The following is a 26,244-nucleotide window of genomic DNA, read 5'->3' as shown; positions in this document are numbered from 1 at the left end:
TCATGACCACCGGACTGGGGATGCCGGCACCGCCGGCGCCCACCTTGGCGCCTCGGCGCAAGACCCGCCAGTTGATGGTCGGCGATGTCGGCATCGGCAGCGACTATCCGATCGCCGTACAGTCGATGACCACCACGAAGACCCACGACGTCAACGCCACGCTGCAGCAGATCGCAGAGCTGACCGCCGCCGGCTGCGACATCGTCCGGGTGGCCTGCCCGCGCCAGGAGGACGCCGACGCGCTGGCCGAAATCGCGCGGCACAGCCAGATTCCGGTGATCGCCGACATCCACTTCCAGCCCAAGTACATCTTCGCCGCGATCGACGCCGGTTGTGCGGCTGTGCGGGTGAATCCCGGCAACATCAAGGAATTCGACGGTCGGGTCGGCGAGGTCGCCAAGGCCGCCGGTGACGCCGGCATCCCGATCCGCATCGGCGTCAACGCCGGCTCGCTGGACAAGCGGTTCATGGCCAAATACGGCAAGGCCACCCCGGAAGCGCTGGTCGAGTCGGCGCTGTGGGAGGCGTCGCTGTTCGAGGAGTACGGCTTCGGCAACATCAAGATCAGCGTCAAGCACAACGACCCGGTTGTCATGGTCGCGGCCTACGAGCAGCTGGCCGCGCAGTGCGACTACCCGCTGCACCTCGGCGTCACCGAGGCCGGCCCGGCGTTCCAGGGCACCATCAAGTCGGCCGTCGCGTTCGGCGCGCTGCTGAGCAAGGGCATCGGCGACACCATCCGGGTGTCGCTGTCGGCGCCGCCGGTCGAAGAGGTCAAGGTCGGCAACCAGATCCTGGAATCGCTGAACCTGCGGCCGCGCTCGCTGGAGATCGTGTCCTGCCCGTCGTGCGGCCGCGCGCAGGTCGACGTCTACACGTTGGCCAACGAGGTCACTGCGGGGCTCGAGGGCCTCGACGTGCCGCTGCGGGTCGCAGTGATGGGCTGCGTGGTCAACGGCCCGGGGGAGGCCCGCGAGGCCGACCTCGGGGTTGCCTCGGGTAACGGCAAGGGCCAGATCTTCGTGCGCGGCGAGGTGATCAAGACGGTGCCCGAAGCGCAGATCGTCGAGACGCTGATCGAAGAGGCCATGCGGCTGGCGGCCGAGGGCGGCACGGGCGCTTCTGCAAGCGGTTCGCCTGTTGTGACCGTAAGCTGAGGGACGCCCGCTCTCGCAGAAAGAGTCACCATGTCGGCTCCGCCCATCCATCGCTTGATCGACGAGCGGCGGGTGTCGGTGGTGCGGGATGTCGCGGCGGTGCGCCGCGTTCTCGACCATGACCCCGTCGGGTCGTGCATGGTGGCCGCGCGGGTCGCCGACCACGGGATCGAGCCGTCGGCGATCGGCGGTGAACTGTGGACCCGGCGCGGTGTCGACGAATCCCTTTGCTACGCAGGGCCGAACCTGATTCCGCTGCGCGGCGGGCCGGCCGACTTGACTGCCTTCGCGGACGAGGCGATGAGCGCCTCGCGGCGATGTTCGTCGCTGGTGGGCCGAGCCGAACTGGTGATGCCGATGTGGCGGCGGCTGGAGTCGGCCTGGGGACCGGCGCGCGACGTGCGTGAGCATCAGCCGTTGATGGCGTTGACCTCGATGCCCACCTGTGCGATCGACCCCGAGGTGCGCCAGGTGAAGCTCACCGAGATCGACGCCTACCTGGTGGCCGCGGTGGACATGTTCATCGGCGAGGTCGGGGTGGATCCGCGGCTTGGCGACGGCGGCCGCGGCTACCGGCGCCGGGTGGCCAACCTGATCACCCAGGGCCGGGCATGGGCCCGCTTCGAGCACGGTCAGGTGGTCTTCAAGGCCGAAGTCGGGTCGCAGTCTCCGGCCGTCGGCCAGATCCAGGGTGTGTGGGTGCATCCGGATCGTCGCGGCCAGGGCCTGGGCACGGCGGGCACCGCGACGCTGGCGGCGGTGATCGTCGGCACCGGGCGGATCGCCAGCCTCTACGTCAACAGCTTCAACACCGTGGCCCGCGCCGCCTACACGCGGGTGGGATTCCGCGAAGTCGGTAGCTTCGCGACGGTCCTGCTGGACTGAGTCCACTTGTTGTTGCGCCGAGTGTGAATCCTGGGATTCCACTGTGCATCCAGGGAGAAGACAGGGGCGATTTCCCGCCCTGCGTTAACACTCGAAGCCCAGGATTCACACTCGATATTCGCCGCGGGCCGATCCAGAGGACTTGCTTCGGTGCGCCTACGCCCGTCGGGCGATACCAGTTCGTAACATCAGCCTCAATGGCAACTAAAACCATATTGGTATCAGCAGTCACGGTTGGCCTGCTCACGGTTTTCGCTTTGCCGGCGTGTACGCCGCGACCGGACGGCCCTGCCCCGGCGGCGCAGCGGTTCTTCGCCGCGTTGTCCACCGGCGACACTGCGGCGGCGGCCGAGCTCAGCGACGACCCGAGCGATGCCCGCGAAGCGCTCAACGCGGCCTGGGCCGGCCTGCAGGCCACCCACCTGGACGCCGAAATCCTCGGCTCGCGCTACACCGAGGACACCGGCACTGTGGCCTACCGCTACACCTGGCATCTGCCCAAGAACCGGACCTGGGCCTACGAAGGCCAGCTGAAGATGGCCCGCGACGAGGGCCGCTGGCTGGTCCGCTGGAGCACCACCGACCTGCATCCGCGGCTGGGCGAGCATCAGACGTTCGCGCTGCGGGCCGACCCGCCGCGGCGGGCCTCGGTCAACGAAGTCGGCGGCACCGACGTGCTGGCACCCGGCTACCTCTACCACTACACGCTGGACGCCACCCGGGCCGGGCCGAACCTGATCGCCACGGCCCGCGCCGTCGTCGATGCGCTGCATCCCTTCGACGAGGCGCTGAACGACCCGCAGCAACTGGCCGAGCAGGCCAGCTCGTCCGCCAAGCCGCTGGATCTGATCACGTTGCGAGTCGACGACAACAACAACGTCGCACCGGCGATCGGCCAGCTGCCCGGCGTGGTGATCACCCCGCAGGCCGAACTGCTGCCGACCGACGACCATTTCGCCCCGGCCCTGATCAACGAGGTCAAAAAGGCCGTGGTCGACCAGCTCGACGGCGAGGCCGGCTGGCGGGTGGTCAGCGTCAACCAGAACGGTGTCGACGTCGCGGTGCTGCACGAGGTCGAGCCGTCACCGGCGCCGTCCATCTCGATCAGCCTGGATCGGTCCGTTCAGGACGCCGCCCAGCACGCCGTCGACACCCAGCCCGGCAAGGCGATGATCGTGGTGATCAAGCCGTCGACCGGGGAGCTGTTGGCCGTCGCGCAGAACGGCGCCGCCGACGCCGACGGGCCGGTCGCCACCACCGGCCTGTACCCGCCGGGGTCGACGTTCAAGATGGTCACCGCGGGCGCTGCCATCGAGCGCGACATGGCCACCCCCAACACGCTGTTGGGCTGCCCCGGCGAAATCGACATCGGGCATCGCACCATTCCCAACTACGGCGGATTCGACCTCGGGGTGGTGCCGATGTCGCGGGCGTTCGCCAGCTCCTGCAACACCACGTTCGCCGAACTGGCCAGCCGGATGCCGCCGCGCGGTTTGAGCCAGGCCGCCGTCCGGTACGGGCTTGGGCTCGACTACCAGCTCGACGGCATCGCCACGGTCACCGGTTCGGTGCCGCCGACCGTCGATCTGGCCGAGCGCACCGAAGACGGCTTCGGCCAGGGCAAGGTGCTCGCCAGCCCGTTCGGCATGGCGCTCGTCGCGGCGACGGTGGCCGCCGGGAAAACCCCGGTACCACGCCTGATTGAGGGCCGGCCGACGACGGTCAACGGCGACACGACGCCGATCACCCCGAAGATGCTCGACGGTCTGCGACCGATGATGCGGCTGGTCGTCACCAACGGCACCGCCACCGACATAGCCGACTGCGGCGCGGTGTTCGGGAAGACCGGGGAAGCCGAGTTCCCCGGCGGGTCGCATTCCTGGTTCGCGGGCTACCGCGGCGACATGGCGTTCGCGGCGCTGATCGTGGGGGGCGGCAGCTCCGAACACGCGGTCCGGATGACCAAGCGGATGTTCCAGACGTTGCCGGCCGACTATTTGGCCTGATGGTCTATCTGGCGGCGGTAGATTGATACCGCTATGACACACGGCGAGCTGACCGAATTGCGGGTGTCGGACGCCGACCGCAACGGCACGCTGCGGCGCCTGCACAATGCCGTCGCGCTCGGTCTGATCGACATCGGTGAGTTCGAGGAACGTTCATCGCTGGTCTCGTACGCCCGAACCCGCAGCGAGTTGGACAGTGTGGTCGGCGACCTGCCCGGCCCGGGGGCGATCGTCACCTCGGCGGCCGACCGCGTCGAGCTGCGCGGCTGGCTCGGATCGCTCAAGCGGCACGGCGAATGGATGGTGCCGACCCGGCTGGCGCTGGTGCGTCGGGTCGGCTCCTGCGAGCTGGACCTCGTGCATGCCCGCTTCGCCGGGCCGGTCGTCGTGATCGAGCTCGACATGAAGTTCGGTGGCGTCGATATTCGCTTGCCCGACGGCGCCAGCGCCTCGATCGACGACGTCGAGGTCTACGCGGGCAGCGCCAGCGACCGCCGCAAGAACGCACCCCCCGAGGGGACACCGCACGTGGTGTTGACCGGCCGGGTGGTGTGCGGCTCGGTGGTCATCCGCGGGCCGCGCCGGTCGCTGCTGCGCCGGCGTTAGCGCTTGAACAGCGCCGCCCCGGCCCGCGCCAGGCGGCCCCACCCCCGTGGCCGGCCGAGGAGCTTGAGCACCAGCGGCGTGGCATTGAAGTAGGAAACCCGCTGCGCGATCAGGCCGTCGGTGAAAGTGAACCGGTCGACCGCGTCCCACGCGATCGGTTTGCCTCCGTAGGTTCCGCTCAAGGTGAATTCGATGAACACCTCTCGCCCGCCATGCCCGACGGTGTGCACGTCGGCGTGCAGATCGGGCACCAGGACGAACAACCGGTGAAACGCCGACCGGCAGGCCTGCTTACCGCGCAGGGTGCCCATCAGCGGCTGGATCAGCTCGATGTCGTCGCTCCACAGCGCCTCATGCTTGGCCAGGTCGGGGGTGCGCCAGGTGTCGGCGAACCGCTCGGCGAACTCGGCGGCGAACTTCGTGTCCACCTCATCGATGTGCATGGTCGTCAATGTATCCACGGGTTCCGACTACCCTGGCGACATGCCTGTTCGCACCGCGTTGTCCCCCGGCGTGCTGTCTCCCCCACGGCCGGTGCCCAAGTCGATCCCGCGCCCGGAATACGTCGGCAAGCCCACCGCGCGGGAGGGCAGCGAGCCGTGGGTGCAAACGCCCGAGGTGATCGAGAAGATGCGCGTCGCCGGAAAGATCGCGGCCGGTGCGCTGGCCGAGGCGGGTAAGGCCGTCACGCCGGGAGTGACGACCGACGACCTGGACCGCATCGCGCACAACTACATGGTCGACCACGGCGCCTACCCCTCCACGCTGGGGTACAAGGGTTACCCGAAGTCGTGCTGCACGTCGCTGAATGAGGTTATCTGCCACGGCATCCCGGACTCGACGGTGATCGAAGACGGCGACATCGTCAACATCGACGTCACCGCATACATTGACGGCGTGCACGGCGACACCAACGCGACGTTCCTCGCGGGCAACGTCACCGAGGAGCATCGGCTGCTGGTCGAGCGCACGCGCGAGGCGACCATGCGCGCGATCAAGGCCGTCAAGCCGGGCCGTTCCCTGTCGGTGGTCGGCCGGGTGATCGAGTCGTACGCAAACCGGTTCGGCTACAACGTGGTTCGCGATTTCACCGGCCACGGCATCGGCACCACGTTTCACAACGGCCTGGTGGTGCTGCACTACGACCAGCCGTCGGTCACCACGATCCTCGAGCCGGGTATGACGTTCACCATCGAGCCGATGATCAACCTCGGCGCGCTGGACTACGAAATCTGGGACGACGGCTGGACCGTGGTCACCCGAGACCGCAAGTGGACCGCGCAGTTCGAGCACACCCTGCTGGTCACCGACACCGGCGCCGAAATCCTGACGTTGCCGTGAGGTGGCCGCCGCGACCGTGCGGATTGATACGCCCTCCGCGGCGTGTCGCGTATGAAACCGCACACTCACCGCGTCGGCGCGGCGCGCAACCAAGGTGAGCGGTGCGCTGCTAGTCGCGGGCACCAGCTCCGACGCCGGCAAGTCCATGGTGGTGGCGGGACTGTGCCGGCTCCTGGCCCGCAAGGGCACCCGGGTGGCGCCGTTCAAGGCGCAGAACATGTCGAACAACTCGGCTGTCACCGTCGAGGGCGGCGAAATCGGCCGGGCCCAGGCCATGCAGGCCCGGGCGGCAGGCCTACAGCCCAGCGTCAGGTTCAACCCGATCCTGCTCAAACCCGGCAGCGACCGCACCTCGCAGCTGGTGATCCGCGGCCAAGTGGCCGATACGGTCACCGCGGCGAGCTACTGGGCGCACCGCGAGCAGCTCGCGGACGTCGTCGTCGACGAATTGTCTACGCTGCGAACAGAATTCGATGCAGTGATCTGTGAGGGGGCTGGCTCGCCGGCCGAGATCAACCTGCGGGCAACCGATGTGGCCAACATGGGACTGGCCCGGGCCGCGAACCTGCCGGTGATCCTGGTCGGCGACATCGACCGCGGCGGGCTGCTCGCCCACCTCTACGGCACCGTCGCGATACTGGACCCGCAAGACCAGGCGCTGATCGCCGGGTTCGTCGTCAACAAATTCCGCGGTGACCCCGCACTGCTCGAGCCCGGCCTGCGCCAACTGGCCGAGCTGACCGGCCGGCCCACCTACGGGGTGCTGCCACACGCCGACGAGCTCTGGCTGGACGCAGAGGACTCCGTCTCGGTGCTCGCCCATCGGGTCCTGGGCGTTCCGCAGCCGCCGCGCGGCCGGCAATGGCTGCGGATCGCTGCCCTGCGGCTGCCGCGGATCTCCAACTCCACCGACCTCGAGGCGCTGGCCTGTGAGCCCGGGGTGCTGGTGCACTGGGTCACCGAGCCCGCCGACCTGGCCGACGCCGACGTGATCGTGCTCCCGGGCAGCAAGGCCACCGTCGCCGACCTGCACTGGCTGCGCGATCAAGGGCTCGCCGACGGCATCATGGCGCACGCCGCATCGGACCGGCCGGTGCTGGGCATCTGTGGTGGTTTCCAGATGCTGTGCCGTTCGATCGACGACCCGGTCGAATCGGGCACAGGCCGGGTCGAGGGGTTGGGCCTGCTGGACGCCGATGTCGTGTTCGGCGCCGAGAAGGTGTTGCAGCGGTGGCAGAGCCCGCTGGCGGGTTACGAGATCCACCACGGGCGGGTGACCCGCTGCGCCGAGTTCGCCTGGTTCGGCGCGGACGAGTCTCCGCAGGGGTACCGCCGCGATCACGTGTTCGGCACCCACTGGCACGGGGTGTTCGACAACGACGGCTTCCGGCGGCAGTGGCTGACCGTCGCGGCCGCCGCCGCCGGCCGGGACGGTTTCGTTGTGGCTGACGATGTCAATGTGACGGCACGCCGCGATGCCCAATTGGACTTGATGGCCGACCTATTGGACGCCCATGCCGACACGGATGCCATGATCGGACTGCTCGACGGCGGACCGCCGCCGCGCCCGACCCTCGTGGTCGGCCTGGCCTAGTCGCAGCCAAACCCTCGCTGCGCCAGCGGTTTACGGCCACATCAGCAGCCACACCCGTCGCTCAATGCACGATGCCCGAGAATCTGCGCCTGATAGTGGCCTGAGAGACAGTGCAGAAACCGCCCGCGCAGCGGCCTTTTGGCGCTACCTTGCACAAGTGCCTTCGACGATGATGACCACCGTCGACGGATTCCCCCTCGAGGTCAATCTGGCGGGCCCGGAAAAGGGCTCCGTTGTGGTGGTGTTGGGTGCGGCGCAGCGGGCGCTCGCCGCCTACGACCCGGTGTGCGAACGCCTGCACACCGCGTCGCTGCGGACGATTGTCATCGGCCCGGACCAACGGCTGACCGCCAAATCGGTGGTCGGGATCATGGACGTCCTCGACATCAACTGGGGTGTGCTGGTCGGCGATCGCCTCGGCGGCGAGCTGGCATGGGAGCTGGCGGCTACAAGGCTGGACCGCTTCACCGGCCTGATCGTCATCGACCGCGGGCACCCCCGAGTGGCCGATCTGACCGGGGTGATCCGCGACCCGCACTGCCCACCTGTGGAGATCAACACCACCGCATTGGTCAGCACCCCGGCCTCCCAGGCGGTGGCGCGGGCCAGCCAACGCTGGGTCTACGGCGATTACCGCATCGTGCAGCTGCTGGGCCGGCGCAACGCACAGGAGTCCACCGCACAACTGGCCGCCGAGATCGTCCTGCGCACCAGCACCTGGTAACCCAGCGGCGGATCTTGCCTACGGTGGTGACGTGGAAGCCTCAAAGACCGCCGGCGACCCGCAGCGCCCGGCTGCGCCGCGCTCGCGATCGCCGGTGGCTGTTGGCGGCGACCCGCAGCGCCCGGCTGCGCCGCGCTCGCGATCGCCGCTGATCGGCATGACCACCTATCTGGACCAGGCCCAGACCGGCATTTGGGACGTTCGTGCCAGCTTTCTGCCGGCCGCCTACTTCCAGGGCGTCACGCTAGCCGGCGGTGTGGCGGTGTTGCTGCCGCCGCAGCCGGTGGACGCCGGCATCGCCGGGCGAGTGCTCGACGGCCTCGACGGACTCGTGATCACCGGCGGCAAGGACGTCGACCCGGCCGCCTACGGCCAGCAGCCGCACCCGGCCACCGACGAACCCGGCCCCGAGCGCGACGCCTGGGAGTTCGCCCTGCTACGCGAGGCGCTCGACCGGAAACTGCCGGTGCTGGGCATCTGCCGCGGCGCCCAGGTGCTCAACGTCGCACTCGGCGGAACGCTGCACCAGCACCTGCCCGACGTCATCGGGCACAGCGGCCATCGGGCCGGCAACGCGGTGTTCACCGATTTGAAGGTGCGGACGGTGCCCGGCACCCGGCTGGCCACGCTGCTGGGGGAGTCGGCCGAGGTGCGCTGCTATCACCACCAGGCCATCGCCGACGTCGGGGAGGGCCTGGTCGTCAGCGCTTGGGACGTAGACGGCGTGATCGAGGCCCTCGAGTTGCCCGGCGGCGACTTTGTGCTCGCCGTGCAATGGCATCCGGAGGAAAGCCTGGACGATTTGCGGCTGTTCGCGGCGGTCGTGGATGCGGCGCGCGACTATGCGAGCGTGAACAGATGGATCTGACGCAGCGGCTGGCCGGCAAGATTGCCGTCGTCACCGGCGCGGGAAGCGGCATCGGTCTGGCCGCCGCGCGGCGGCTGCATGCAGAAGGAGCCACGATTGTCGTCGGCGACATCGACAAACGGGCCGGGACGGCCGCCGCCGACGAACTGGCCGGTTCGTTTGTGCCCGTGGATGTTTCGGACGAAGCCGCGGTCAATGAGCTGTTCGACACCGCGGCGGCAACCCACGGCGCAGTCGACATCGCGGTCAACAACGCCGGCATCTCGCCGCCGGAGGACGAGCTGATCGAGAACACCGAACCGGCGGTGTGGCAACGGGTGCAGGACGTCAACCTCAAATCGGTGTACTTGTGCAGCCGGGCAGCTTTGCGGCACATGGTTCCCGCGGGAAGTGGTTCCATTGTCAACGTCGCGTCGTTTGTCGCCGTGATGGGTTCGGCAACCTCGCAGATCTCCTACACCGCGTCCAAAGGCGGCGTGCTGGCGATGTCCCGCGAGTTGGGGGTGCAGTTCGCCCGCCAGGGCATCCGGGTCAACGCGCTGTGCCCCGGCCCGGTGAATACCCCGCTGCTGGCTGAGCTTTTCGCCAAAGATCCCGAGCGCGCCGCGCGCCGGCTGGTGCATGTGCCGATGGGCCGGTTCGCCGAGGCGCACGAAATCGCCGCGGCCGTCGCGTTTCTCGCCAGCGACGACGCATCGTTCATCACCGCGTCGACGTTCCTGGTCGACGGCGGCATCACCGCCGCCTACGTCACCCCGCTGTAGTCTCCGCGTCCGGCACTACCCGGCGGACGGTGACCGCGGAATCACGCTGGGGCGCATATCGTATTGCGGGGTGGCTCCGCTGGTGGTGCGCGCGGCCATATTCGCGATCGGCATCATCGGCGGTACCCCTCCGCTGCCCCCTACCGGGGCGGCGCTGACTCCAGTTCCCGGGAACGCACCGGCGGTGTGGCTCACAGCGCTGGGAACCGCGGCCCAGGCTTGCGGCACGGACAGTGGGCCGATGGCAACCGCCCTGCCGATGCCCGCAGTCACTGCTGCGCCGCCACCCAGGGACGGTGCTGAGCCCAGTACGCCTGCGCCCGAGGCTAACCCGCCGGCCAGGGCGGATCCCGCGGACTTGACCGTCGAGGCGGCCGCAGTCGTCGTCGAACCCAGGTTCTTGGCGAGCGAACTCAATGCATTCGTCGTGGTGATGGGAATGCTGGTCAGGTAGGCGGCATTCCGCAACGGCATCGCAAGCGTATTCAGACTATTCACCACCGAGATAGGCGACGTGGACGACGACGGGGGCGAGGCGAGGCTCTGCAGCGCCTGCGGCATCGCCGAGGTCAGCTGCGAGAGCGCCGTTTGCGTCTCGGTGCCGGTAGCCTGCGCGACCGCGCCGCCCTGGTCCGCTAGCGACGCAGGGTTGGTGGTCGTCAGCGGCTGCGTGAACGACGTCAATGTCGAAGCGGCGGCCGCGGAGCCGGCGTAGCCGTACATGGCTGCTGCATCCTGCGCCCACATCTCGCCGTACTGAGCTTCCGTGGCCGCGATCGCCGGGGCGTTTTGCCCCAGCACGTTGGTCGCGATCAGCGACATCAACTGGGCGCGGTTGGCGGCGATAAGCGGCGGCGGGACCGTCATTGCGAACGCGGTTTCGTAGGCGGCGACGGCAGCTTTGGCCTGCACGGCGGTCTGCTCGGCTTGCGCGGCAGTGGTGTGCAGCCACACCAGGTAGGGCGCGGCGGCGGTGGCCATCGCGGTCGACGACGGGCCCTGCCAGGGCCCGCCGGTCAGCCCGGAGATCACCGACGAGTAGGAGACCGCTGCCGCGCCGAGAGCGGCGGCCAGATCGTCCCAGGCCGACGACGCGGCCAGCATCGATCCCGGTCCGGGTCCGGAATACATTCGGGCAGAGTTGATTTCGGGGGGCAACATGCCGTAGTCCATCGTTAGACACCTCCATGTGGTGCCGCGATCGCATTGATAAAAGACATCGAGTTCTCCTGGAAAAAGAAATGGGGTTATCCGACGCTTCACACAGCCACCGATGAATTCGGTGACTACGGGCGTCGGTCACCGCGTCGCGAGCCGGCGCTTCGCGGGGTCAGCGATCACCGGCCGTCGACACACGACGGCACGGCGCTGACCGATCAGCGACGGGCGATGCAGAAGTGGGTCAAGAGATCTCGGCCGGAATGATCCGTTGCTGGGGCGCGCGCCGGAGCCCCATCCGCCCGGCACGAGATGGACAGCGGCAAAACTGATGACAACGACGCCTGCGATACCGGCATCACGCGCAGCGGAGTCGGTGGCCGATCGCGATGCAGGCCCGCGGACTTGAACGGCGCATGGCTTATCGGTGCCGACGCGTGGTCGAGATGCGCCTGCTCGACGCTCACAACCCCAAGCGAAGTCACCGGGTCAGGTGTGGCGCGTTCGAGTCGCAGCAGCCAGCACCCGGCCACGGCAGCGAGCACGCCTACCACCGCGGCAATGGCGATGGTGGACCGTGACGGTCTTGGCGCGTCGCTGTGATTCACAGTGCCTCAAATCTAGCAGCGCGCAGGGGAACGACAGCGCAACCGATCCGGCGGCTAGCCGGCGGCCGGTGGGTGTGCAATCACCGTCGGGCGGAACCCGTACCGAGGCATGGCACCGCTCACGCCATGCCCGGCCGCACTGGCTAGCGGCATCCCGCCGAGCATGCTCGCCGGACCACCTGCCGCAACGCTTGGGGCATTGCCCGGGCCGACGTTCGGCAACGCCGAGGCGGCCGCGCCGATCGGCGCCGTCCACGTCGGCGGGACTGACAATGCCCCGATCGAACCGGCCTGGCCCAGCCCCGCCGACACGGCGCCGCCAAGACCTCCCAGCCCGCCCAGTCCATTAAGCGGGGCCGCCAACGCACCACCGAGACCGTCTACCGCCGCGGCCGGCGCCAACGCCTCTCCGGCAGCCGCCTCGCCAGCCGCCGCACCGCCCAGTAGACCCAAAAACGGCGCCATCGTGTTGCTCGGCATGTAGAACCCGGACGAGAAAATCGTGTTCCAGATGTTGGCGTTCGGACCCCAGGTATTCCAAAAGTTGTCCAGCGCTGTATTGCCCGAGGATCCTCCTGTCAGTAGGCCCAGGATTCCCGAAAGCCCCGAGGACGACGCCGAGGGCGATGCGAGGTTTTGCAGTGTTCGAGGTATCCCAGACGTCAACTGCGACAAGGCCGTCGGCGTCGCGGTGCCCGCCGCCTGAGCGACCGCAGCGGCCTGCGCGGCGGCTCCCGCGCCGTTGGTAGTTGTCGGCGGGGTGACAAATGGTGTCAGCGTCGACGCCGCCGCCGAGGATCCGGCGTAGCCGTACATCGCCGCGGCATCCTGTGCCCACATCTCGGCATAGTGAGCCTCGGTCGCTGCGATGGCCGGAGTGTTCTGACCCAAGAAATTCGTGGCAACCAGCGAAGCCAACAGTGCTCGGTTGGCGGCGATCACCGGTGGCGGCACCGTCATCGCGAACGCGGTTTCATAAGCAGCCGCAGCCGCTTGGGCCTGCATTGCAGCATGCCCAGCCTGTGCGGCCTCCTGCCCCATCCAGGCCACGTAGGGAGCGGCGGCGGCCACCATCGACGCCGACGCCGGGCCGCGCCACGGCCCGTCAACCAAGCTGGCAACTATTGAGCCGTAATCTCCGGCAGCCGAGGACAACTCGTTGGCAAGAGCATGCCAGGACGCTGCCGCGGTCAACAACGGTCCCGAGCCCGCGCCGGCATACATCCGGGCAGAGTTGATCTCCGGCGGCAATGCTGCGAAATCCATTGCTACCCTCCCTAGCTCGTGCAGACCGCGTTGGCGGCCTCAGTGAGGCCATACGAAGCGGCGCTGGCCGCCAGAATCGTCACGAACGTTTGATGAATCGCGGACGCTTGGGCGCTGACCGCTTGGTACAGCTGGCCGTGCGCGCAGAATTGCACTGCGGTCAGCGCTGATACCTCGTCAGCAGCAGCGGGAATCAGCCCGGTGGTGGGGGCGAGCGCTGCGGCGTTCTGGGCACTCACTGCCGAGTCGACAGATTGCAGGTTATCTGCTGCCGCAGACAGCATTTCGGGTACGATGTTGACGAATGACATTGAACGGCTCCCTCGGAGTACAAGATCGACCCCGACACAGCCGATGAAGACACAGGCCTGCCCGAGATTTGGCTAGTCGCAAGCTATGTCACGCTGACGGCGTCGTGCCGGGACCGAACGAAACGGTACGGTCAGTGATTTGCGGCGGTGCCCGTGCACCGTGTGAGTGAGTACCGCATGTGGCACGGTGGTGAACGCGGCCTGACATCAATCCAGACCGATTTGTCGACGCGTTTCAGCCGACGCGTTCGGCCTGCAGGCTCCACTTCTCCTCGATGCGTCCGTAACGCCAAATAGCCAAGGCGACAACCCAGGTCACCACGAACAGCCCGACGATCACGAAGCCGACCGCGTTGAGGTTGATGCCCCCAACCCAGTCCCAAAACGGGCCGCTCCAGCCGAGTTGGTCGGCGAGCAGGCCCAGCAGCTCGACGCTGCCGATGAGCAGAGCGACCGCAACCGAGAGCGCGGTTATGGTGATGTTGTAGTAGACCTTGCGCACCGGATTGGAAAACGCCCAGCCGTAGGCGAAGTTCATGAACGAGCCATCGATGGTGTCCAACAAGCACATTCCGGCGGTGAACAGCACCGGCAGGCAGAGGATGGCATACCAGGGCAGGCCGGCGGCCGCGCTGGTGCCCGCCAGCACCAGCAGCGCAACCTCGGTGGCGGTGTCGAAACCGAGCCCGAACAGCACGCCCACCGGATACATGTGCCACGACGCGGTGATCGACTTGGTGAACCGGCCCAGGAACCGGTTGAGGAATCCGCGATTGTTCAACTGCTCTTCCAACGCGGCTTCGTCGTAGACGCCGCGACGCATCCGGGCGAACACCCGCAGGATCCCGGCCAGGATGACCACGTTGATGGCGGCGATCAGGTACAGGAAGACGGCCGAGACGCTGGTGCCGATCAGGCTGGTGTAGTGATGCAGTGCCGACGAGTTTTCTTTGACCGGCCCGACGATGGCTTTGACGCCGATCGCCAAGAGCAGCGCCAGCCCGAACACCACCGACGAGTGGCCCAGCGAGAAGAAGAACCCGACCGCCAGCGGGCGTTGCCCGTCGTTCATCAGCTTGCGGGTGGTGTTGTCGATGGCGGCGATGTGGTCGGCGTCGAAAGCGTGCCGCAGCCCCAGTGTGTAGGCGGTGAGACCGATGCCAATACCGAATGCCTTGTCTCCGAAGGAAAAGTGCGCCGGCGCAACGATGAGCACCAGGGTGCACCAGCCGACGACGTGCAGCGCGACGATCACCGCGGACATCGCGCCCAGGTGCAACCACTCGTTGGGCGTCAAAGCAGCCCGCGGCCCCGACCACGACGATTTCTGGCGGGTGAGCGCATCACCGGCCATGTCGCTTCTCCTGCGCTGAGAAGAAAACCCCGACCGCGACGACGGTAACGCACGCCGCGCCTTCATGCATGCGATTTGCAAGTATTCTGCAAATTTCTCGCAAGTAGGCCGTGAATGCGGCTCACAGCCGCGGGCATTGCTCGACGTTCCCCAGAAAATCCGCGATCATCACGGGGGTGCAGGCATGGGCCAGGTCTTGCATGGTCGCCACGAACCTACGCCTGCACCAGCCGCTGGTTCGTCACTCGCAACTGACGGGCCGTGCTGACCGCGAGCGCCTCGATCTGCTCGGGGCGCAGTTGCCCGCATAGTCGGCCCCAGTGGATTGCGACGTCGTCCCCGACGGCCACGTCGGGCACCGCGCTGTATCCGTCCACCCAGATATCGAGTGAACGCGGCGACGGCTCCGAGAGCTCCAGTGCACGGCCGTCCCAGAGCAGGCGTCGGCACGACACCTCGACAGTGCCGCCGCCGCGGGAAACTACTGTGCCCCATGTGATTCGGCAATTGTCCAGGATGCTTCGCGGATGCTCGTCGAGGCTTCCCCCTTTTTGGCCCAGCAACCGCGACCACGGGTAGACCCCGAACACATGGAAACAGTGATTGGCGGCCGCCTCACATGCCAAATCTGGCCCGAGATGCGACCAGTAACGGCCCGCCTGCGGACCGATGATGGCGAGCAGCTCGTCGAAGAATGCCTTCGGGTCCAGGTCGGCACCGACACCGCCGCCGTGCCAATACGATTCGACGAGCCGGTAGTCCAGCGGGTCGGCGATACCGGTCATCGTCGACAACACCTGCAGATATGGCCAGGCGCCGGAAAACATCGTCGCCGCCGTGCGCACCTCTTCTGCCGAACCGTCCCGCAGCGTTGCGCCCAGGGGCGGACCGCAAAAGCCGAGGGCATTGGGCGCGTACGCGTAGCGGGCGAACATTTCCGCCCCCCGCGTATCAACCGACACGGTCACGTCCTGGAGCCCACCAGCTTGACCGCGTCGCGGTGCATGCGCCCGAAGTTGTAGTAGGCCGCGCACGCGCCCTCGGGTGACACCATGCAGGTCCCGATCGGGGTCTCCGGAGTACAGGCGGTGCCGAAAACCTTGCATTCCCAAGGCTTGAGCACACCCTTGAGCACCTCACCGCATTGGCACGCCTTGGGGTCGGCGACCCGCACGCCGGGCATGTCGTAGCGCAGCTCGGCGTCGAACTCGGCGAAGTCGTCGTGCAGCCGCAGCGCGCTCTGCGAGATGAAGCCCAGCCCGCGCCATTCGAAGTGCGGGCGCAGCGCGAACACCTTGCCCATCAGCGCCAGCGCCGCCGGGTTGCCGTTTTCGGGCACCACGCGCTTGTACTGGTTTTCCACCTCGCAGCGGCCCTCGCGGATCTGGGTCAACAACATCGCGACCGACGCCAGGATGTCCAGCGGCTCGAATCCCGAGACCACCAAAGGCTTTCCGTAGACTTCGGGCACGAATCGATACGGCCGGTTCCCGACGACGGTCGACACGTGACCGGGACCGATGAACCCTGAGAGCCGCAGGTCCGGCGATTCCAGGATGGCCTTGATCGGCGGAATGATCGTGACGTGATTGCAGAACACGCTGAAATTACGCAAGCCCAGATCGCGTGCTCGCACCAGCGTCACCGCGGTCGACGGCGCGGTGGTCTCGAAACCGATCGCGAAGAACACCACCTGCTTGCCCGGGTTGTCGACGGCGATCTTGAGCGCGTCCAACGGCGAGTACACGAACCGTACGTCGGCGCCGCGCGCCTTGGCGTCCAGCAGGCTGCCGTCCGAGCCGGGTACCCGCATCATGTCGCCGAAGCAGGTGAAGATCACGTCGGGTTGCTTGGCCAGCCACATCGCGTCGTCGACGCGGCCCATCGGGATCACGCACACGGGGCAGCCGGGGCCGTGGACCAGCTCCACGTTCTCCGGCAGCATGTGTTCGATGCCGTGCCGATAAATGGTGTGGGTGTGCCCGCCGCAGACCTCCATGAATTTGAAGTGCTCGCCGCCGTCGGCCAGGTGCTCAATGGCCACCAGCAGTTTGCGGGCCGCCGCCGGATCGCGGAACTCGTCGACGAATTTCATGGTCACTCCTAGACGATCGCGGACTTGTCGAAGGCTTCCATCTCGGTGGCGTAGGCGTCACCCATCTTTTTGACCGCGGCCAGCGTGAGCAATGCCTCGGTCTCGTCGATCTTGGCCATCGCGAAGCCGACGTGGATCAGCACCCAGTCGTCGGGCTCGGGCATGTCCTTCTCCAGCAGCCGCACACTGATCGTGCGCTGTACCCCGCTGACGTCGACCTTCGCTAAATAGTTGGCAGGGTCGGTGATTTCGACGACCCGGCCGGGAATCCCAAGACACATTTCGGTTCTCTCCTCGTCAGCAGATCCGCGGCAGTGGGTCACCGACGAGCATGTCGACGATCCTGGTACCGCCGAACCCGGTGCGTACCACGACGGTCTCCTCTGGTTCGGCGATGATCTCGCCGACTTCGGCCGCCTCGGCGCCCAACGGATGCGACCGCAGCGCGGCCAGTCCGGCTTCGGCTTCCTGCGGTGCGACGACGGCGACGAACTTGCCTTCGTTGGCGACGTAGAGCGGGTCGATGCCGAGTAGTTCGCAGGCGCCGGCCACCATCGGGTGCACCGGCAGTTTTTCCTCCTCGAGCAGCACCCCGAGACCGCAGGACTGGGCCAGTTCGTTGCAGACGGTGCCCACGCCGCCGCGGGTCGGATCGCGCAGCCACCGGGTGGACGGTGCGGCGGCCAGCAGCAGCTCCACCAGCGGGCTCACCGAGGCGGTGTCCGAGCGGATATCCGCCTCGATCGCCAAATCACCGCGGGCTAGCATCACCGCCATCCCATGATCGCCCATCGATCCGGACAGCAGCACCTTGTCGCCGACGCGGACCGACTCCGCCGAGAACTGCCGTCCCGCCGGAATGACGCCGGCGCCGGTGGTGGTGATGAACAGGCCGTCGGCCGCGCCGTTGGGCACCACCTTGGTGTCACCGGTGACGATCTGCACTCCACTGGCCGCCGCGGCGGCGGCCATGTCGGCGGCGATCTCCTTCAGCTCGGCGATCGGCAAGCCTTCCTCGAGCACGAACGCTGCCGAAATCCATTGCGGCACAGCACCGGCCACGGCAAGATCGTTGACGGTGCCATGCACCGCGAGCTCGCCGATCGAGCCTCCGGGAAAACGCCTGGGCTGCACCACAAACGAATCCGTCGACAACACCATCCGCTCGCCGCTGGGTAAGGCGATGACGGCGCCGTCGCCAAGCGACTCGAGCAGCGGGTTACGAAACGCGTCCAGGAACACCGCGTCGACGAGTGCCGCCGAGGCTTTTCCGCCGGCGCCGTGCGCCAACGTCACGTGGTCGTCGAGCAACCGGGGCCGCCGTCTGCGGAACGACTCGATCCGCTCGATCACATCGCTCTCGGCGAATTTCGGTCCCGACGCCAGGTATTCGCGTGCGGATCTGCTCATCAGGCCACCATTCCCGGTGTCTCCAGCCGTTCGTGCACGGCCAGCCACAGCTCGTAGCCCAGTAGCGCTTGGGCTTCCTGGATGCGGTGCACGCTTTGCGAACGAACGACGAAGCAAGCGTCCACATCTGGGCTTTTGGCGAACGCCCCGCCGTCGTATCCGGCGAAACCGATGGTGTACATGCCACGGTTATGCGCTTCCTTCAGCCCCGCCATCAGATTCGGCGAGCTGCCGCTGGTCGACATCGCGATCGCGATGTCGCCCGCCTTCGCCCGTGCGATCAGCTGCCGGGCGAACACCAGCTCGTATCCGACGTCGTTGCCCAGCGCTGTCAGGATCGCCTGATCGGCGGTCAGCGACCAGGACGGCAGCGGCTTGCCCAGCGGCGGTCGGGCGAACAGTTTCGCAAGCGTCGTGGAATCGGTGCAGCTGCCGCCGTTGCCGAAGGTGAACAACCGCCCCCCGGCCGCGAAGCGGCGCGCCATCTCGCCGGCGGCAATGGCCAACAGTTCCGCATTGGAGTCCACCGTGGACCGGCGCAGCGCCAGGCTTTCGGCCGCCTTGGCCTGCGCCGACGCGGTGAGGTCGGCCAGCAGCGACGTGGCGTCGTCTTCCTGCGCGTCGATGAACGGGTACAGGAAATTGGTGGGCTCGTCACTCATCAGACGTCCTCCTCGGTCAGCTTGCTGATCGCCGTCCCCGCATGTACGAGCACCAGATCGCCTGGCACGACCGGCTCGACCAGCGCGGTCGCAACCGTTTCGAACCCGCCGGCGGTGCGCACCTCGGCGATGCCGTCCGCCGACGCCGCGGTCACCTCACCGAGGCGGCCCTCGTCGCTACAGGTCGTGCAGACCTCTTCTGCGGCAGGAGCTTTCAGTAGTCCCGGGTGCTCGAAACAAACATGGGTCAGTTCCCACAACAGGTGGTAGAACAGCACGAACCCACCGGTCGCCGGGACGCGCGGGTCGGGGTCGTCGAGCCACAGCACGTGATCCGCCATTCCGGTCGACGGCCGTTCACCGCTGCCGATCCAGACGGTGGTGGCACCCCAGGCCGGGCATCGACGCATCACCGAAGCCACCTCGGGATTGTCGGCGCCGACGACGCCGACCACGATGTCGCCGGGACGGACCGAAACCCTTACCAGGTCCACCACGTCGGGCCCGGTCAACGCGACTGCCGGCAACGCCCGCTTGCCGACGATCACCGGATGGATGAACTCGACCGCGATGTGCAGGGCGTGCGGTTCCCAACCGGGTGCAATGGACCACATGGTGGCGCCGGCCGCGAACCGCCTGGCCAGGGTGAGCGCGGTAGCGGCGAGATCGGAGGTCAGGTCGGCGCCGAGCCCACGGTCAATCGCGGTGGTAGTCATTGGGCCTCCACAGAATCTGATTGCGCATCAAGCGCGGTCAGCAGGGAAACGGCCGCCTGGCCGAGCGCGAGGCCACCGTCGTTGGGGGGCACCGTGTGATGAGTCAGAACCTCGAATCCCGCCTGCTGCAGCCGTTCTCGGCATGCGCGCAGCAGCAGGACGTTCTGGAACACCCCGCCGGTGAGGCCCACTAATTGCAGCGGGCCGGCGACCAGGGCAACCGCCTCGGCGACGGCGTTCGCGACCGCCTCGTGGAAGCCGGCCGCCAGCGCCGCCGGTTCGGCTCCCGCACGCAGCTCCGACACCATCGCGCGGATCATGCCGCGCGGGTCGATCACCCCGTCGTCGTGCACGTCCATTCGCAACTGGATCGCGCCGGCGGTTTCGGCTAGCACCTCCAATTCGATCGCGGCCTGAGCCTCGTAGTCGATCCGGTGCCGCACCCCCAGCAGGGAGGCGACGGCATCGAAGAGGCGGCCCATGCTCGAACACGGCACACAGCCCGCACCGGTGTCCAGCTGGGAGCGCACGGCGGACAGCTCGGCGGGGGTGGCCGCGGTGACCGGCGGCAAATCCGGGGTCCATGCGATACCGGCCATCCATAGCTGTGACAGCGTCATGCGCCACGGATTGCGCACGGCGGCATCGCCACCCGGCAGCGGCACCGGCAACAAGTGTCCGACCCGCACGAAACAGTGGCTGTCGCGACCGATGGCAAGAATCTCCCCGCCCCAAATCGTCCCGTCGCAGCCGTATCCGGTGCCGTCGAAGGAGACACCGATAATCGGTTCACCTAGTCGGCCGTGCTCGGCCAGCAGCGAGACGACATGCGCATGGTGGTGCTGCACCAGGTCCAGCGGGCGGTCGCCGGCGTGCCGCTCGGCCCAAGCGCGGGTCTGATAGCCCGGGTGCAGATCGGCGGCCAATCGCATTGGTTGATGCCGGATTTCGCTGAGCTGACCCACCGCGCGTTCGAATGCCCGCAACGTCTCGAGTGTTTCCATGTCGCCGATGTGCCCGGACATGAACGCGCGCGGGCCATCGGTGAGACAGAAGGTGTTCTTCAGTTCGCCCCCCACCGCCAGCACGGTGGGACCCTCACGGCCGAGGTCGACCGGCAGCGGCGCATAACCACGGGAACGCCGGATCGGCAGTTCCCGGCCGTCGAGGACGCGTACCACCGAGTCGTCGCAGGGCACATGGATCGACCGGTTGTGGTCGAGCACCGCGTCGCACAGCGGCGGAAGTCGCCGCAAAGCATCGTCTTCGGTGAAGCAGAGAGGCTCGTCGGACCGGTTGGCGCTGGTCAGCACCAGCGCATCGGGCACCGGTGTGTCGACGGCGGGTATGGCCGCGAGCAGCAGGTGATGAATGGGGGAGTACGGCAACATCAATCCCAGCAACGGATTACCGGGCGCGACGGCCTCGGCGACCGGCGCATCGGGGCGCCGCCGCACCAATACGATGGGGCGGGCCGGGCTGGACATGATCGCGGCCTCGGTGTCGTCGATCCACGCGAAGCGGCGCGCCACGTCGAGGTCACGCACCAGCACCGCGAACGGCTTGGCGCCGCGCATCTTTCGGGTACGCAGCGCACCGACGGCCGTCTCGTCGGCAACGGCACAGGCCAGGTGGTAGCCGCCGATGCCCTTGATGGCCACCACGGCCCCGCCGGCCAGCGTCCGCTGGGTGGCGGCCAGCGCGGCGTCCGAGCCGTCGACCCGGCCGGCGTCCGAGCAGAACCAGATTGACGGACCGCAATCGGGGCAGGCGATCGGCTGCGCGTGGAAGCGGCGATCCGCCGGGTTGTGATATTCGTCCGTGCAGCGCTCACACATCGGGAACGCCGACATCGTCGTGGCCGGGCGGTCGTAGGGAAGCGCCCGGATGATCGTGAACCGCGGTCCGCAATTGGTGCACGTGACGAACGGGTGCCGGTAACGCCGGTCCCCGGGGTCGAACAGCTCCCGCACGCAGTCGTCGCAGACCGCGATGTCGGGCGGAATCGGCGTGGTGGCTCCGGCAGCCGGTTGGCTGTCGACGATGCGGAATCCCGCATCGCACGTGGTCTCGGCGTCGACGACGCAGACTCCGGTGATCTTGGCCAGTGGCGGCGCCTCCGCACGCAGCCGGCGGCCGAACTCGTCAATGCGAGCGGCCGGACCTTGCACTTCGAGAAACACCGCGCCGGAATCGTTTCCGACAAACCCGGCCAGGCCCAGTTCGCTGGCAATCCGGTGCACGAACGGACGAAAACCCACTCCCTGAACGACACCGGTCACGGTGAACCGCTGCCGAACATCGCCCGATCGCAACAACGTGTCGGTCACATCAACCACTGCCCGGCAGCGGTGCGTCGCGGCTCCGGCCCATCAGCTCGAGACCGGCCATTGCCTGCTCGGCGCCGGCCCGGTCTGTTTTCTCGACGGCGAAGCCCATGTGGATGATCACCCAGTCACCGGGAACTAACGTCTCATCCGGCAGCATGCCCACATTGACCTTGCGGGCCTCGCCGGCGACGTCGACCAGCGCGAGTTGTCCGTCGTAGCCGTCGAGCATCTGGACGACTTGACCCGGGATCCCCAGACACATCTGTCAAACCTCTCGCAGGCTGTGGTCCGCGGCGCGCAGCATCGCCACCGCCGACTCGACCGCCGTCACCGCGCCCGGCACGGCGGCTTGGACGGGCTCGCTCAAGCCGATGCCGTCAGTGACGTCGGCAACTTCGCACCCCACCACGACAGTCCGGGGAGCAACGCCGCCAAGGGCCCGAAGGCTCGCGAACACCACTGCCGGGTCCATGCCGTGCGCATCCAGCGCCGGGGTCAACTCGTGCTCGCCATGGTCGGCCTCGAAGACGTGGAGCGTGCCCGGTGAGCCCCGGTTGGGCAGCGCGTCGACGAGCACCAGGGCGTCCCAACCTTCAAGGAGGTCGTAAGCCAAGTGCATGCCCCCGATTCCGTAATCGGTGGCGCGCAACCCATCTGAGCCGTCGACCCGATCACACACATGGCGCATCACCTCGGGACCGAAGCCGTCGTCACCGAGGAAGATGTTGCCGATCCCGGCTATCAAGATGCGGGACGTCATTACGCCGACGATGACTCCGCTACATGTGCCGGATCTTCAGATACCGTCTGGCATCCGGAACCGATCGCAGCCCTAAACCAATCGCGATCAATCCGATCGCCGCCAGGATGGCTATGAACACCCAACCTAAGATCTCCATGTCGGCTTCCTTTCTTCGTGAGCTTCGAGCGGTTCGACTTCGTCGGGCGCGAAGTACAGGTAGCGGCCGTACCAGTCATGCAGCTCGGCTGCCGGGTCGTCTTCGACCACGACTCCGACATGCTGGTTGCCGTCGACGTCCTCGTGTACCGAGGTCACGCGAGCGGTCTTGCCCGAGAAGAACAGGTCTTGGGCGTCGGCACGTCGGGCCGGGTGCAGCCGCACCCGGCTGCCGCGCGCCACTCGCACACCGTTCACCAGGACGGCATCGCTGTCGGGGCGGACTGCGTTGTCGGCCAAGGGATCCCACCACTGCACACCGTCGGGTATCTCGGGAATCAGTCCGGGCCGGCCGGCTGCGCTGCCAGTGTGCGGATCGCGCAGCACTCCGTGCAGGCGCTGCATCGCCTCCGGCGACATCGCGTCGCAGCGGTCAATGATCTGCGCAGCCAGCGGATCGGTGGCGCGGGCCTGCGCCTTCTCCTCCTCGGTCATGGTCATCACTCGCAAGGTGAGGATCTCGTCGATCTCGGTGGCGTCGTAGAGTGCGCCTTCGCTCTGCTCGGCGATCTCGGGGTGGTCGTAGAGGATGATCGGCGAGATCAGCAGCAGGTCGTGCTCGCCGGGTGGGCCCGCCAGCACCGGAAAGCACCGGTGTTGCCGGCAGCGCGCGGCGGCGACCGAGGCGGATTCCGGTGGCTCCAGCAACGAAACAAATTCTCCGCCAACGGCGTCGACGATCAGGTGAGTGCCGATCAGCGATCTGGCGATGGCGTCGTGCTTGTCGGTCGCTGCGGTGCCGCCGTTGCGCACAGACACCGTGACTCGGTCCAGGCCGTGGTCACGCTCGACGTCGACGGTCAGCGACGCGCGTACTTCTTGGCGGGTGCGCACCAGCCTGCCACCTGGGACCGCCTCGATGTCGGTTCCCGACGACACCGTCACCGGCAACGTCCATCGACGGTCCGGCTCGTCGAGTTCGAAAGGCCCGAAAGACAACTCACGTTCGACAGCCTCATCCCAGGAAAGCCAGCGGCCGGACGGCGTGCTCAGCTCGTCGACCGGTCGGTAGCGCCCACCGCCCGTGTCTTGTTCGGCTCCCCGGTGCTGAAGGTGAAGGAAGCGCAGCACCAGCGTGATGGCATCGGCGGCCACCAGGAATTGCGCCGAGAGCCCGTCGTCCTCGCCGACGCCCGCCTCGACCGCACCCGGTGGGCCCAGAACGCCCCACTGCCAACGTGATTGGTTCCTGCTCGACGAGGCGCGGTACGGGTAGAGCAGGTAACCCTCGTAGAGCACCGCGTCGGCAACCGCGCGGGCCCGGTCCCAACCGGTGCTCATGGGACCTCCTGGCGAGCCGTTGCCAGCAGCGCGGTGATGGCGTCGTCGATCGACAACAGGCCGTGCACCGACTTGTAGGCGGCCAGCGCCGTCGCCGTGTCGTGGCCCAGCCGCACCCACCCGCTGTCGGGGTAGTGCTGCCGGATGAGATCCCGCCACACCGCCACCGGCATGTCGTAGCGGCCTTCGCAGTCCCACGGCACCTGCTGGACGGACAAGCCACGCGTGCCGGCCCTGAACACCGTTCCGCTGAACAGGAAAAGCAGCGGCACGGCGCCGTCCCGTAACGCGTGGAAGTACTTGGCCGCGGCGACCTCGAAGTCGTATGTGCACGGCAACGAGAGCGTTACGTCGGTGGCACCGGTGAACCCCGGCACCATCGCGGTGCAGTGCTGCCAGAGGAATGTGCGCTGGGTGGTTGCCCAGCGCTCCCGGGGCCCGAACAGATCGGTCAGTCCGGCAGCCTCGTCATCGGAATAGCCGCGCCGCAAGGGCTCGATCCGTACCTGGCAGCGCAGTGCGATCGCGTGCACCTGTTCCTGCGTGGACGTCGAAACGTCGACACGCGCAGTCAGCGCAGGGGTGACGGCGTATGGTTCCGGGGCGACGTCGACGACGGCGAACGCCAGATCTGCTGCGCTCATCGTCGTCGCTCCACACTGCGCGAGGCCAGCGTCGCGAAGAATTCGTCGATGTACTCGCGAGCCTCCTGCCCACCGTCGAAGCCGCGCCACAACTTTCGCAACCGGCCCACGAATTCGTAGCAGGCATCGATCGGGACCAGATAGCACAGGGGCGGTCCCTCCTCGGGCACGCGCACCAGCAGAGCCTCGACGTCGTCGGCGACCAGGCTCACTCGAGGTTCGGCGGCACTGATCGCGGTCCACGCGTCGAGGTCGAGTTCGGATTCGCATGCTCCCGCCGGCCCCGGATAGAACGCAACAGTGCGGTCCAGCGCCGAGTTGCGGAAGAAGAACGCCAGCCCCACGGGAATCTGCAGCGCCTCCCACGCGCGGCGATCCAGCGCGAAGTCCGGGAAAGCCAGATACCGGTCGGGCACTGCACGGTAGCGCAGCTCGGCCTGGGAGTCGGTGAACAACAGATAGCACCCGCGGCAGACGCACATCAGCTGGCGGGCAGCAATGTTCACGACGTGCTGATGCGCATCGGCGATGCACTCCGAGCACATCTCGCACCGCTGACCCGCAGGCTCGGGCGCACGGCGGTTGCCGCTGATGCGGGCCAAGACGTCGTAGGGACTGGTCATGCCGACACACCCGTCGACTCGGCGGGAGCCGCTAGCGACAACACCCCGTCACGCACCAGGAGTGGGATGGGATCCAGGTGTGCTGTCGTGTCGTCCAGCCCGGCACCCGCGTGCACGACGTCGAAACGGGCGTGACAGCGGGGGCACCGCAACAGTGCGTCCTGCAGTTGCGCGCCCGCGAGCGAACCTTCGCAGCCCGGGCAGTGGTCGCGGTAGGCGTAGAGCCGGTCACCTACCCGGCATGCCAGCACCGGCACCCCGGCGACCACGAAGCCGCCGATTTCGCCGGGCGCGAGCTCGGCAAAGCCGGGCACCGGATGCCACTGCGGCCCACTGCCGTTGGAATGGACCTTGGTCAGCAGGGACTCCGCCGGGATCACCGCGTCGGCATCGGCGGCGATGACTTCGATCGACGAAACTTCGGGTGCCGCAGCGCGAATCGCGTCCTCGACGGCCAACTCCAGCGTCACCGCCGACGACGGACAACTCTTGCAGCTGCCCGAGAACTGAAGGCGCACCGTATCGCCGACGATCTCGAGCAGGTGCACGTCCCCGCCGTGCGACCCCAGGTATGGACGCACCCGGTCCAGCGCATCGGAGATTCGGCGGTGCACGTCGTGCGGGTGCAGCCCGTGCACCAGCAGCAGACTGGCCACCAAGTCGTCGCCGGCCAGCCGTTCGATCACCGCCGCGTCCGCGACCAGATCCACGATCCGCGACAGGGCCGCACCGTAGAGTCCGACTACCTCGCGGACCAGTTGTTCGGCGCGCTCACGCGCGGCCACCCCGCCCGTCGAGGTCGCGTCCAGCAGCGTCTGGATCCGATCGCCCGCCGTGCGCCATTGCGCGTCCCCCTGTGACTGCTCGGGGCGATCTGCCATGC

29 protein-coding genes are annotated in these 26,244 nt (G+C 67.6%); 9 read left to right on the top strand and 20 right to left on the bottom strand.

Going from position 1 to position 26,244, the window contains the following annotated elements; genetic code table 11:
* Positions 1-2 precede the first annotated feature (2 nt).
* The 4 genes from ispG to AWB95_RS15700 all read left to right on the top strand — a co-directional run bounded on the left by ispG (position 3) and on the right by AWB95_RS15700 (position 4,654).
* Positions 3-1,157, top strand: a complete 1,155-nt coding sequence (ispG, locus tag AWB95_RS15715; RefSeq protein ID WP_085168382.1) for a flavodoxin-dependent (E)-4-hydroxy-3-methylbut-2-enyl-diphosphate synthase — start codon at positions 3-5, stop codon at positions 1,155-1,157.
* 30 nt (positions 1,158-1,187) lie between these two features.
* Complete coding sequence (locus AWB95_RS15710) at positions 1,188-2,042, top strand: GNAT family N-acetyltransferase (protein ID WP_062541044.1); 855 nt, start codon at positions 1,188-1,190, stop codon at positions 2,040-2,042.
* Positions 2,043-2,239: 197 nt separating this feature from the next.
* Positions 2,240-4,048 carry a penicillin-binding transpeptidase domain-containing protein gene (locus AWB95_RS15705; protein ID WP_062541043.1) on the top strand — a complete coding sequence of 603 codons (1,809 nt, stop codon included), beginning with the start codon at positions 2,240-2,242 and terminating at the stop codon, positions 4,046-4,048.
* Between the two features lie 33 nt (positions 4,049-4,081).
* The gene (locus AWB95_RS15700; protein ID WP_062541042.1) at positions 4,082-4,654 is read left to right on the top strand and encodes a DUF1707 SHOCT-like domain-containing protein; all 573 of its coding nucleotides are present in this window, start codon (positions 4,082-4,084) and stop codon (positions 4,652-4,654) included.
* Here the strand turns inward: AWB95_RS15700 and AWB95_RS15695 are convergent.
* Positions 4,651-5,097, bottom strand: coding sequence for a nuclear transport factor 2 family protein (locus tag AWB95_RS15695; protein ID WP_062541041.1), 447 nt, complete (start codon positions 5,095-5,097; stop codon positions 4,651-4,653). The genes AWB95_RS15700 and AWB95_RS15695 overlap by 4 nt on opposite strands.
* 40 nt (positions 5,098-5,137) lie before the next feature.
* Here AWB95_RS15695 and map point away from each other — a divergent pair, with 40 nt between their 5' ends.
* From map to AWB95_RS15670, 5 genes are all read left to right on the top strand, one after another.
* The gene (gene map / locus AWB95_RS15690; protein WP_062541049.1) at positions 5,138-5,995 is read left to right on the top strand and encodes a type I methionyl aminopeptidase; all 858 of its coding nucleotides are present in this window, start codon (positions 5,138-5,140) and stop codon (positions 5,993-5,995) included.
* Positions 5,996-6,089: 94 nt separating this feature from the next.
* Complete coding sequence (locus AWB95_RS15685; RefSeq protein WP_062541040.1) at positions 6,090-7,589, top strand: cobyric acid synthase; 1,500 nt, start codon at positions 6,090-6,092, stop codon at positions 7,587-7,589.
* Between the two features lie 172 nt (positions 7,590-7,761).
* Complete coding sequence (locus tag AWB95_RS15680) at positions 7,762-8,313, top strand: alpha/beta fold hydrolase (RefSeq protein ID WP_062541048.1); 552 nt, start codon at positions 7,762-7,764, stop codon at positions 8,311-8,313.
* A gap of 157 nt (positions 8,314-8,470) precedes the next feature.
* Positions 8,471-9,181, top strand: coding sequence for a gamma-glutamyl-gamma-aminobutyrate hydrolase family protein (locus AWB95_RS15675; RefSeq protein WP_062541047.1), 711 nt, complete (start codon positions 8,471-8,473; stop codon positions 9,179-9,181).
* On the top strand, positions 9,172-9,945 hold the full coding sequence (locus AWB95_RS15670) for a 3-oxoacyl-ACP reductase (RefSeq protein WP_062541039.1): 774 nt from the start codon (positions 9,172-9,174) through the stop codon (positions 9,943-9,945). Before AWB95_RS15675 ends, AWB95_RS15670 begins: the two co-directional genes overlap by 10 nt.
* A 15-nt stretch (positions 9,946-9,960) precedes the next feature.
* Here the strand turns inward: AWB95_RS15670 and AWB95_RS15665 are convergent, their stop codons facing one another.
* The 19 genes from AWB95_RS15665 to AWB95_RS15580 all read right to left on the bottom strand — a co-directional run bounded on the left by AWB95_RS15665 (position 9,961) and on the right by AWB95_RS15580 (position 26,242).
* The gene (locus tag AWB95_RS15665) at positions 9,961-11,118 is read right to left on the bottom strand and encodes a PPE family protein (protein WP_062541038.1); all 1,158 of its coding nucleotides are present in this window, start codon (positions 11,116-11,118) and stop codon (positions 9,961-9,963) included.
* 203 nt (positions 11,119-11,321) lie between these two features.
* Positions 11,322-11,711 (bottom strand): putative copper homeostasis (lipo)protein LpqS, encoded by a 390-nt coding sequence (lpqS, locus tag AWB95_RS24210; RefSeq protein WP_476638859.1) that lies wholly within the window; start codon positions 11,709-11,711, stop codon positions 11,322-11,324.
* A 54-nt stretch (positions 11,712-11,765) separates the two neighbouring features.
* The gene (locus tag AWB95_RS15655) at positions 11,766-12,977 is read right to left on the bottom strand and encodes a PPE family protein (RefSeq protein ID WP_085168381.1); all 1,212 of its coding nucleotides are present in this window, start codon (positions 12,975-12,977) and stop codon (positions 11,766-11,768) included.
* Positions 12,978-12,988: 11 nt separating this feature from the next.
* Positions 12,989-13,288: a PE family protein gene (locus AWB95_RS15650; RefSeq protein ID WP_062539510.1), complete on the bottom strand. Its 300-nt coding sequence runs from the start codon at positions 13,286-13,288 to the stop codon at positions 12,989-12,991.
* A 235-nt stretch (positions 13,289-13,523) separates the two neighbouring features.
* Positions 13,524-14,642: a Nickel transporter NicT gene (nicT, locus tag AWB95_RS15645; RefSeq protein ID WP_062539509.1), complete on the bottom strand. Its 1,119-nt coding sequence runs from the start codon at positions 14,640-14,642 to the stop codon at positions 13,524-13,526.
* 215 nt (positions 14,643-14,857) lie between these two features.
* Positions 14,858-15,610 (bottom strand): DUF6390 family protein, encoded by a 753-nt coding sequence (locus tag AWB95_RS15640; protein WP_269745727.1) that lies wholly within the window; start codon positions 15,608-15,610, stop codon positions 14,858-14,860.
* Entirely contained in the window at positions 15,607-16,737 is a 1,131-nt protein-coding gene (gene hypD, locus AWB95_RS15635) for a hydrogenase formation protein HypD (RefSeq protein WP_062539512.1), read from the bottom strand. The genes AWB95_RS15640 and hypD overlap by 4 nt, the downstream gene beginning before the upstream one ends.
* An 8-nt stretch (positions 16,738-16,745) precedes the next feature.
* Entirely contained in the window at positions 16,746-17,018 is a 273-nt protein-coding gene (locus AWB95_RS15630; protein ID WP_062539507.1) for a HypC/HybG/HupF family hydrogenase formation chaperone, read from the bottom strand.
* 16 nt (positions 17,019-17,034) lie between these two features.
* On the bottom strand, positions 17,035-18,147 hold the full coding sequence (gene hypE / locus AWB95_RS15625) for a hydrogenase expression/formation protein HypE (protein WP_084707046.1): 1,113 nt from the start codon (positions 18,145-18,147) through the stop codon (positions 17,035-17,037).
* Positions 18,147-18,809: a D-sedoheptulose-7-phosphate isomerase gene (locus AWB95_RS15620; protein ID WP_062539506.1), complete on the bottom strand. Its 663-nt coding sequence runs from the start codon at positions 18,807-18,809 to the stop codon at positions 18,147-18,149. The genes hypE and AWB95_RS15620 overlap by 1 nt, the downstream gene beginning before the upstream one ends.
* Complete coding sequence (locus AWB95_RS15615) at positions 18,809-19,525, bottom strand: HypC/HybG/HupF family hydrogenase formation chaperone (protein WP_062539505.1); 717 nt, start codon at positions 19,523-19,525, stop codon at positions 18,809-18,811. The genes AWB95_RS15620 and AWB95_RS15615 overlap by 1 nt, the downstream gene beginning before the upstream one ends.
* Positions 19,522-21,855, bottom strand: a complete 2,334-nt coding sequence (gene hypF, locus AWB95_RS15610; RefSeq protein WP_085168380.1) for a carbamoyltransferase HypF — start codon at positions 21,853-21,855, stop codon at positions 19,522-19,524. The genes AWB95_RS15615 and hypF overlap by 4 nt, the downstream gene beginning before the upstream one ends.
* A gap of 1 nt (position 21,856) precedes the next feature.
* Positions 21,857-22,117: a HypC/HybG/HupF family hydrogenase formation chaperone gene (locus AWB95_RS15605; protein WP_062541119.1), complete on the bottom strand. Its 261-nt coding sequence runs from the start codon at positions 22,115-22,117 to the stop codon at positions 21,857-21,859.
* 3 nt (positions 22,118-22,120) lie between these two features.
* On the bottom strand, positions 22,121-22,615 hold the full coding sequence (locus AWB95_RS15600; RefSeq protein WP_062541118.1) for a hydrogenase maturation protease: 495 nt from the start codon (positions 22,613-22,615) through the stop codon (positions 22,121-22,123).
* Between the two features lie 19 nt (positions 22,616-22,634).
* Positions 22,635-22,754 carry a DUF6893 family small protein gene (locus AWB95_RS24150; RefSeq protein WP_099539621.1) on the bottom strand — a complete coding sequence of 40 codons (120 nt, stop codon included), beginning with the start codon at positions 22,752-22,754 and terminating at the stop codon, positions 22,635-22,637.
* Positions 22,742-24,094 (bottom strand): hypothetical protein, encoded by a 1,353-nt coding sequence (locus AWB95_RS15595; RefSeq protein WP_062541117.1) that lies wholly within the window; start codon positions 24,092-24,094, stop codon positions 22,742-22,744. Before AWB95_RS15595 ends, AWB95_RS24150 begins: the two co-directional genes overlap by 13 nt.
* The gene (locus AWB95_RS15590) at positions 24,091-24,738 is read right to left on the bottom strand and encodes a DUF6084 family protein (RefSeq protein WP_062541116.1); all 648 of its coding nucleotides are present in this window, start codon (positions 24,736-24,738) and stop codon (positions 24,091-24,093) included. Before AWB95_RS15590 ends, AWB95_RS15595 begins: the two co-directional genes overlap by 4 nt.
* Positions 24,735-25,361: a DUF5947 family protein gene (locus tag AWB95_RS15585; protein WP_062541115.1), complete on the bottom strand. Its 627-nt coding sequence runs from the start codon at positions 25,359-25,361 to the stop codon at positions 24,735-24,737. The genes AWB95_RS15590 and AWB95_RS15585 overlap by 4 nt, the downstream gene beginning before the upstream one ends.
* Entirely contained in the window at positions 25,358-26,242 is an 885-nt protein-coding gene (locus tag AWB95_RS15580; RefSeq protein WP_085168379.1) for a NifU family protein, read from the bottom strand. Before AWB95_RS15580 ends, AWB95_RS15585 begins: the two co-directional genes overlap by 4 nt.
* Positions 26,243-26,244 lie beyond the last annotated feature (2 nt).

Source organism: Mycobacterium celatum (genome assembly GCF_002101595.1).
GTDB classification, from domain to species: Bacteria; Actinomycetota; Actinomycetes; order Mycobacteriales; family Mycobacteriaceae; genus Mycobacterium; species Mycobacterium celatum.
Note: the sequence above shows the minus strand (reverse complement) of the source record. Positions and strands in the feature narration are given on the sequence as shown.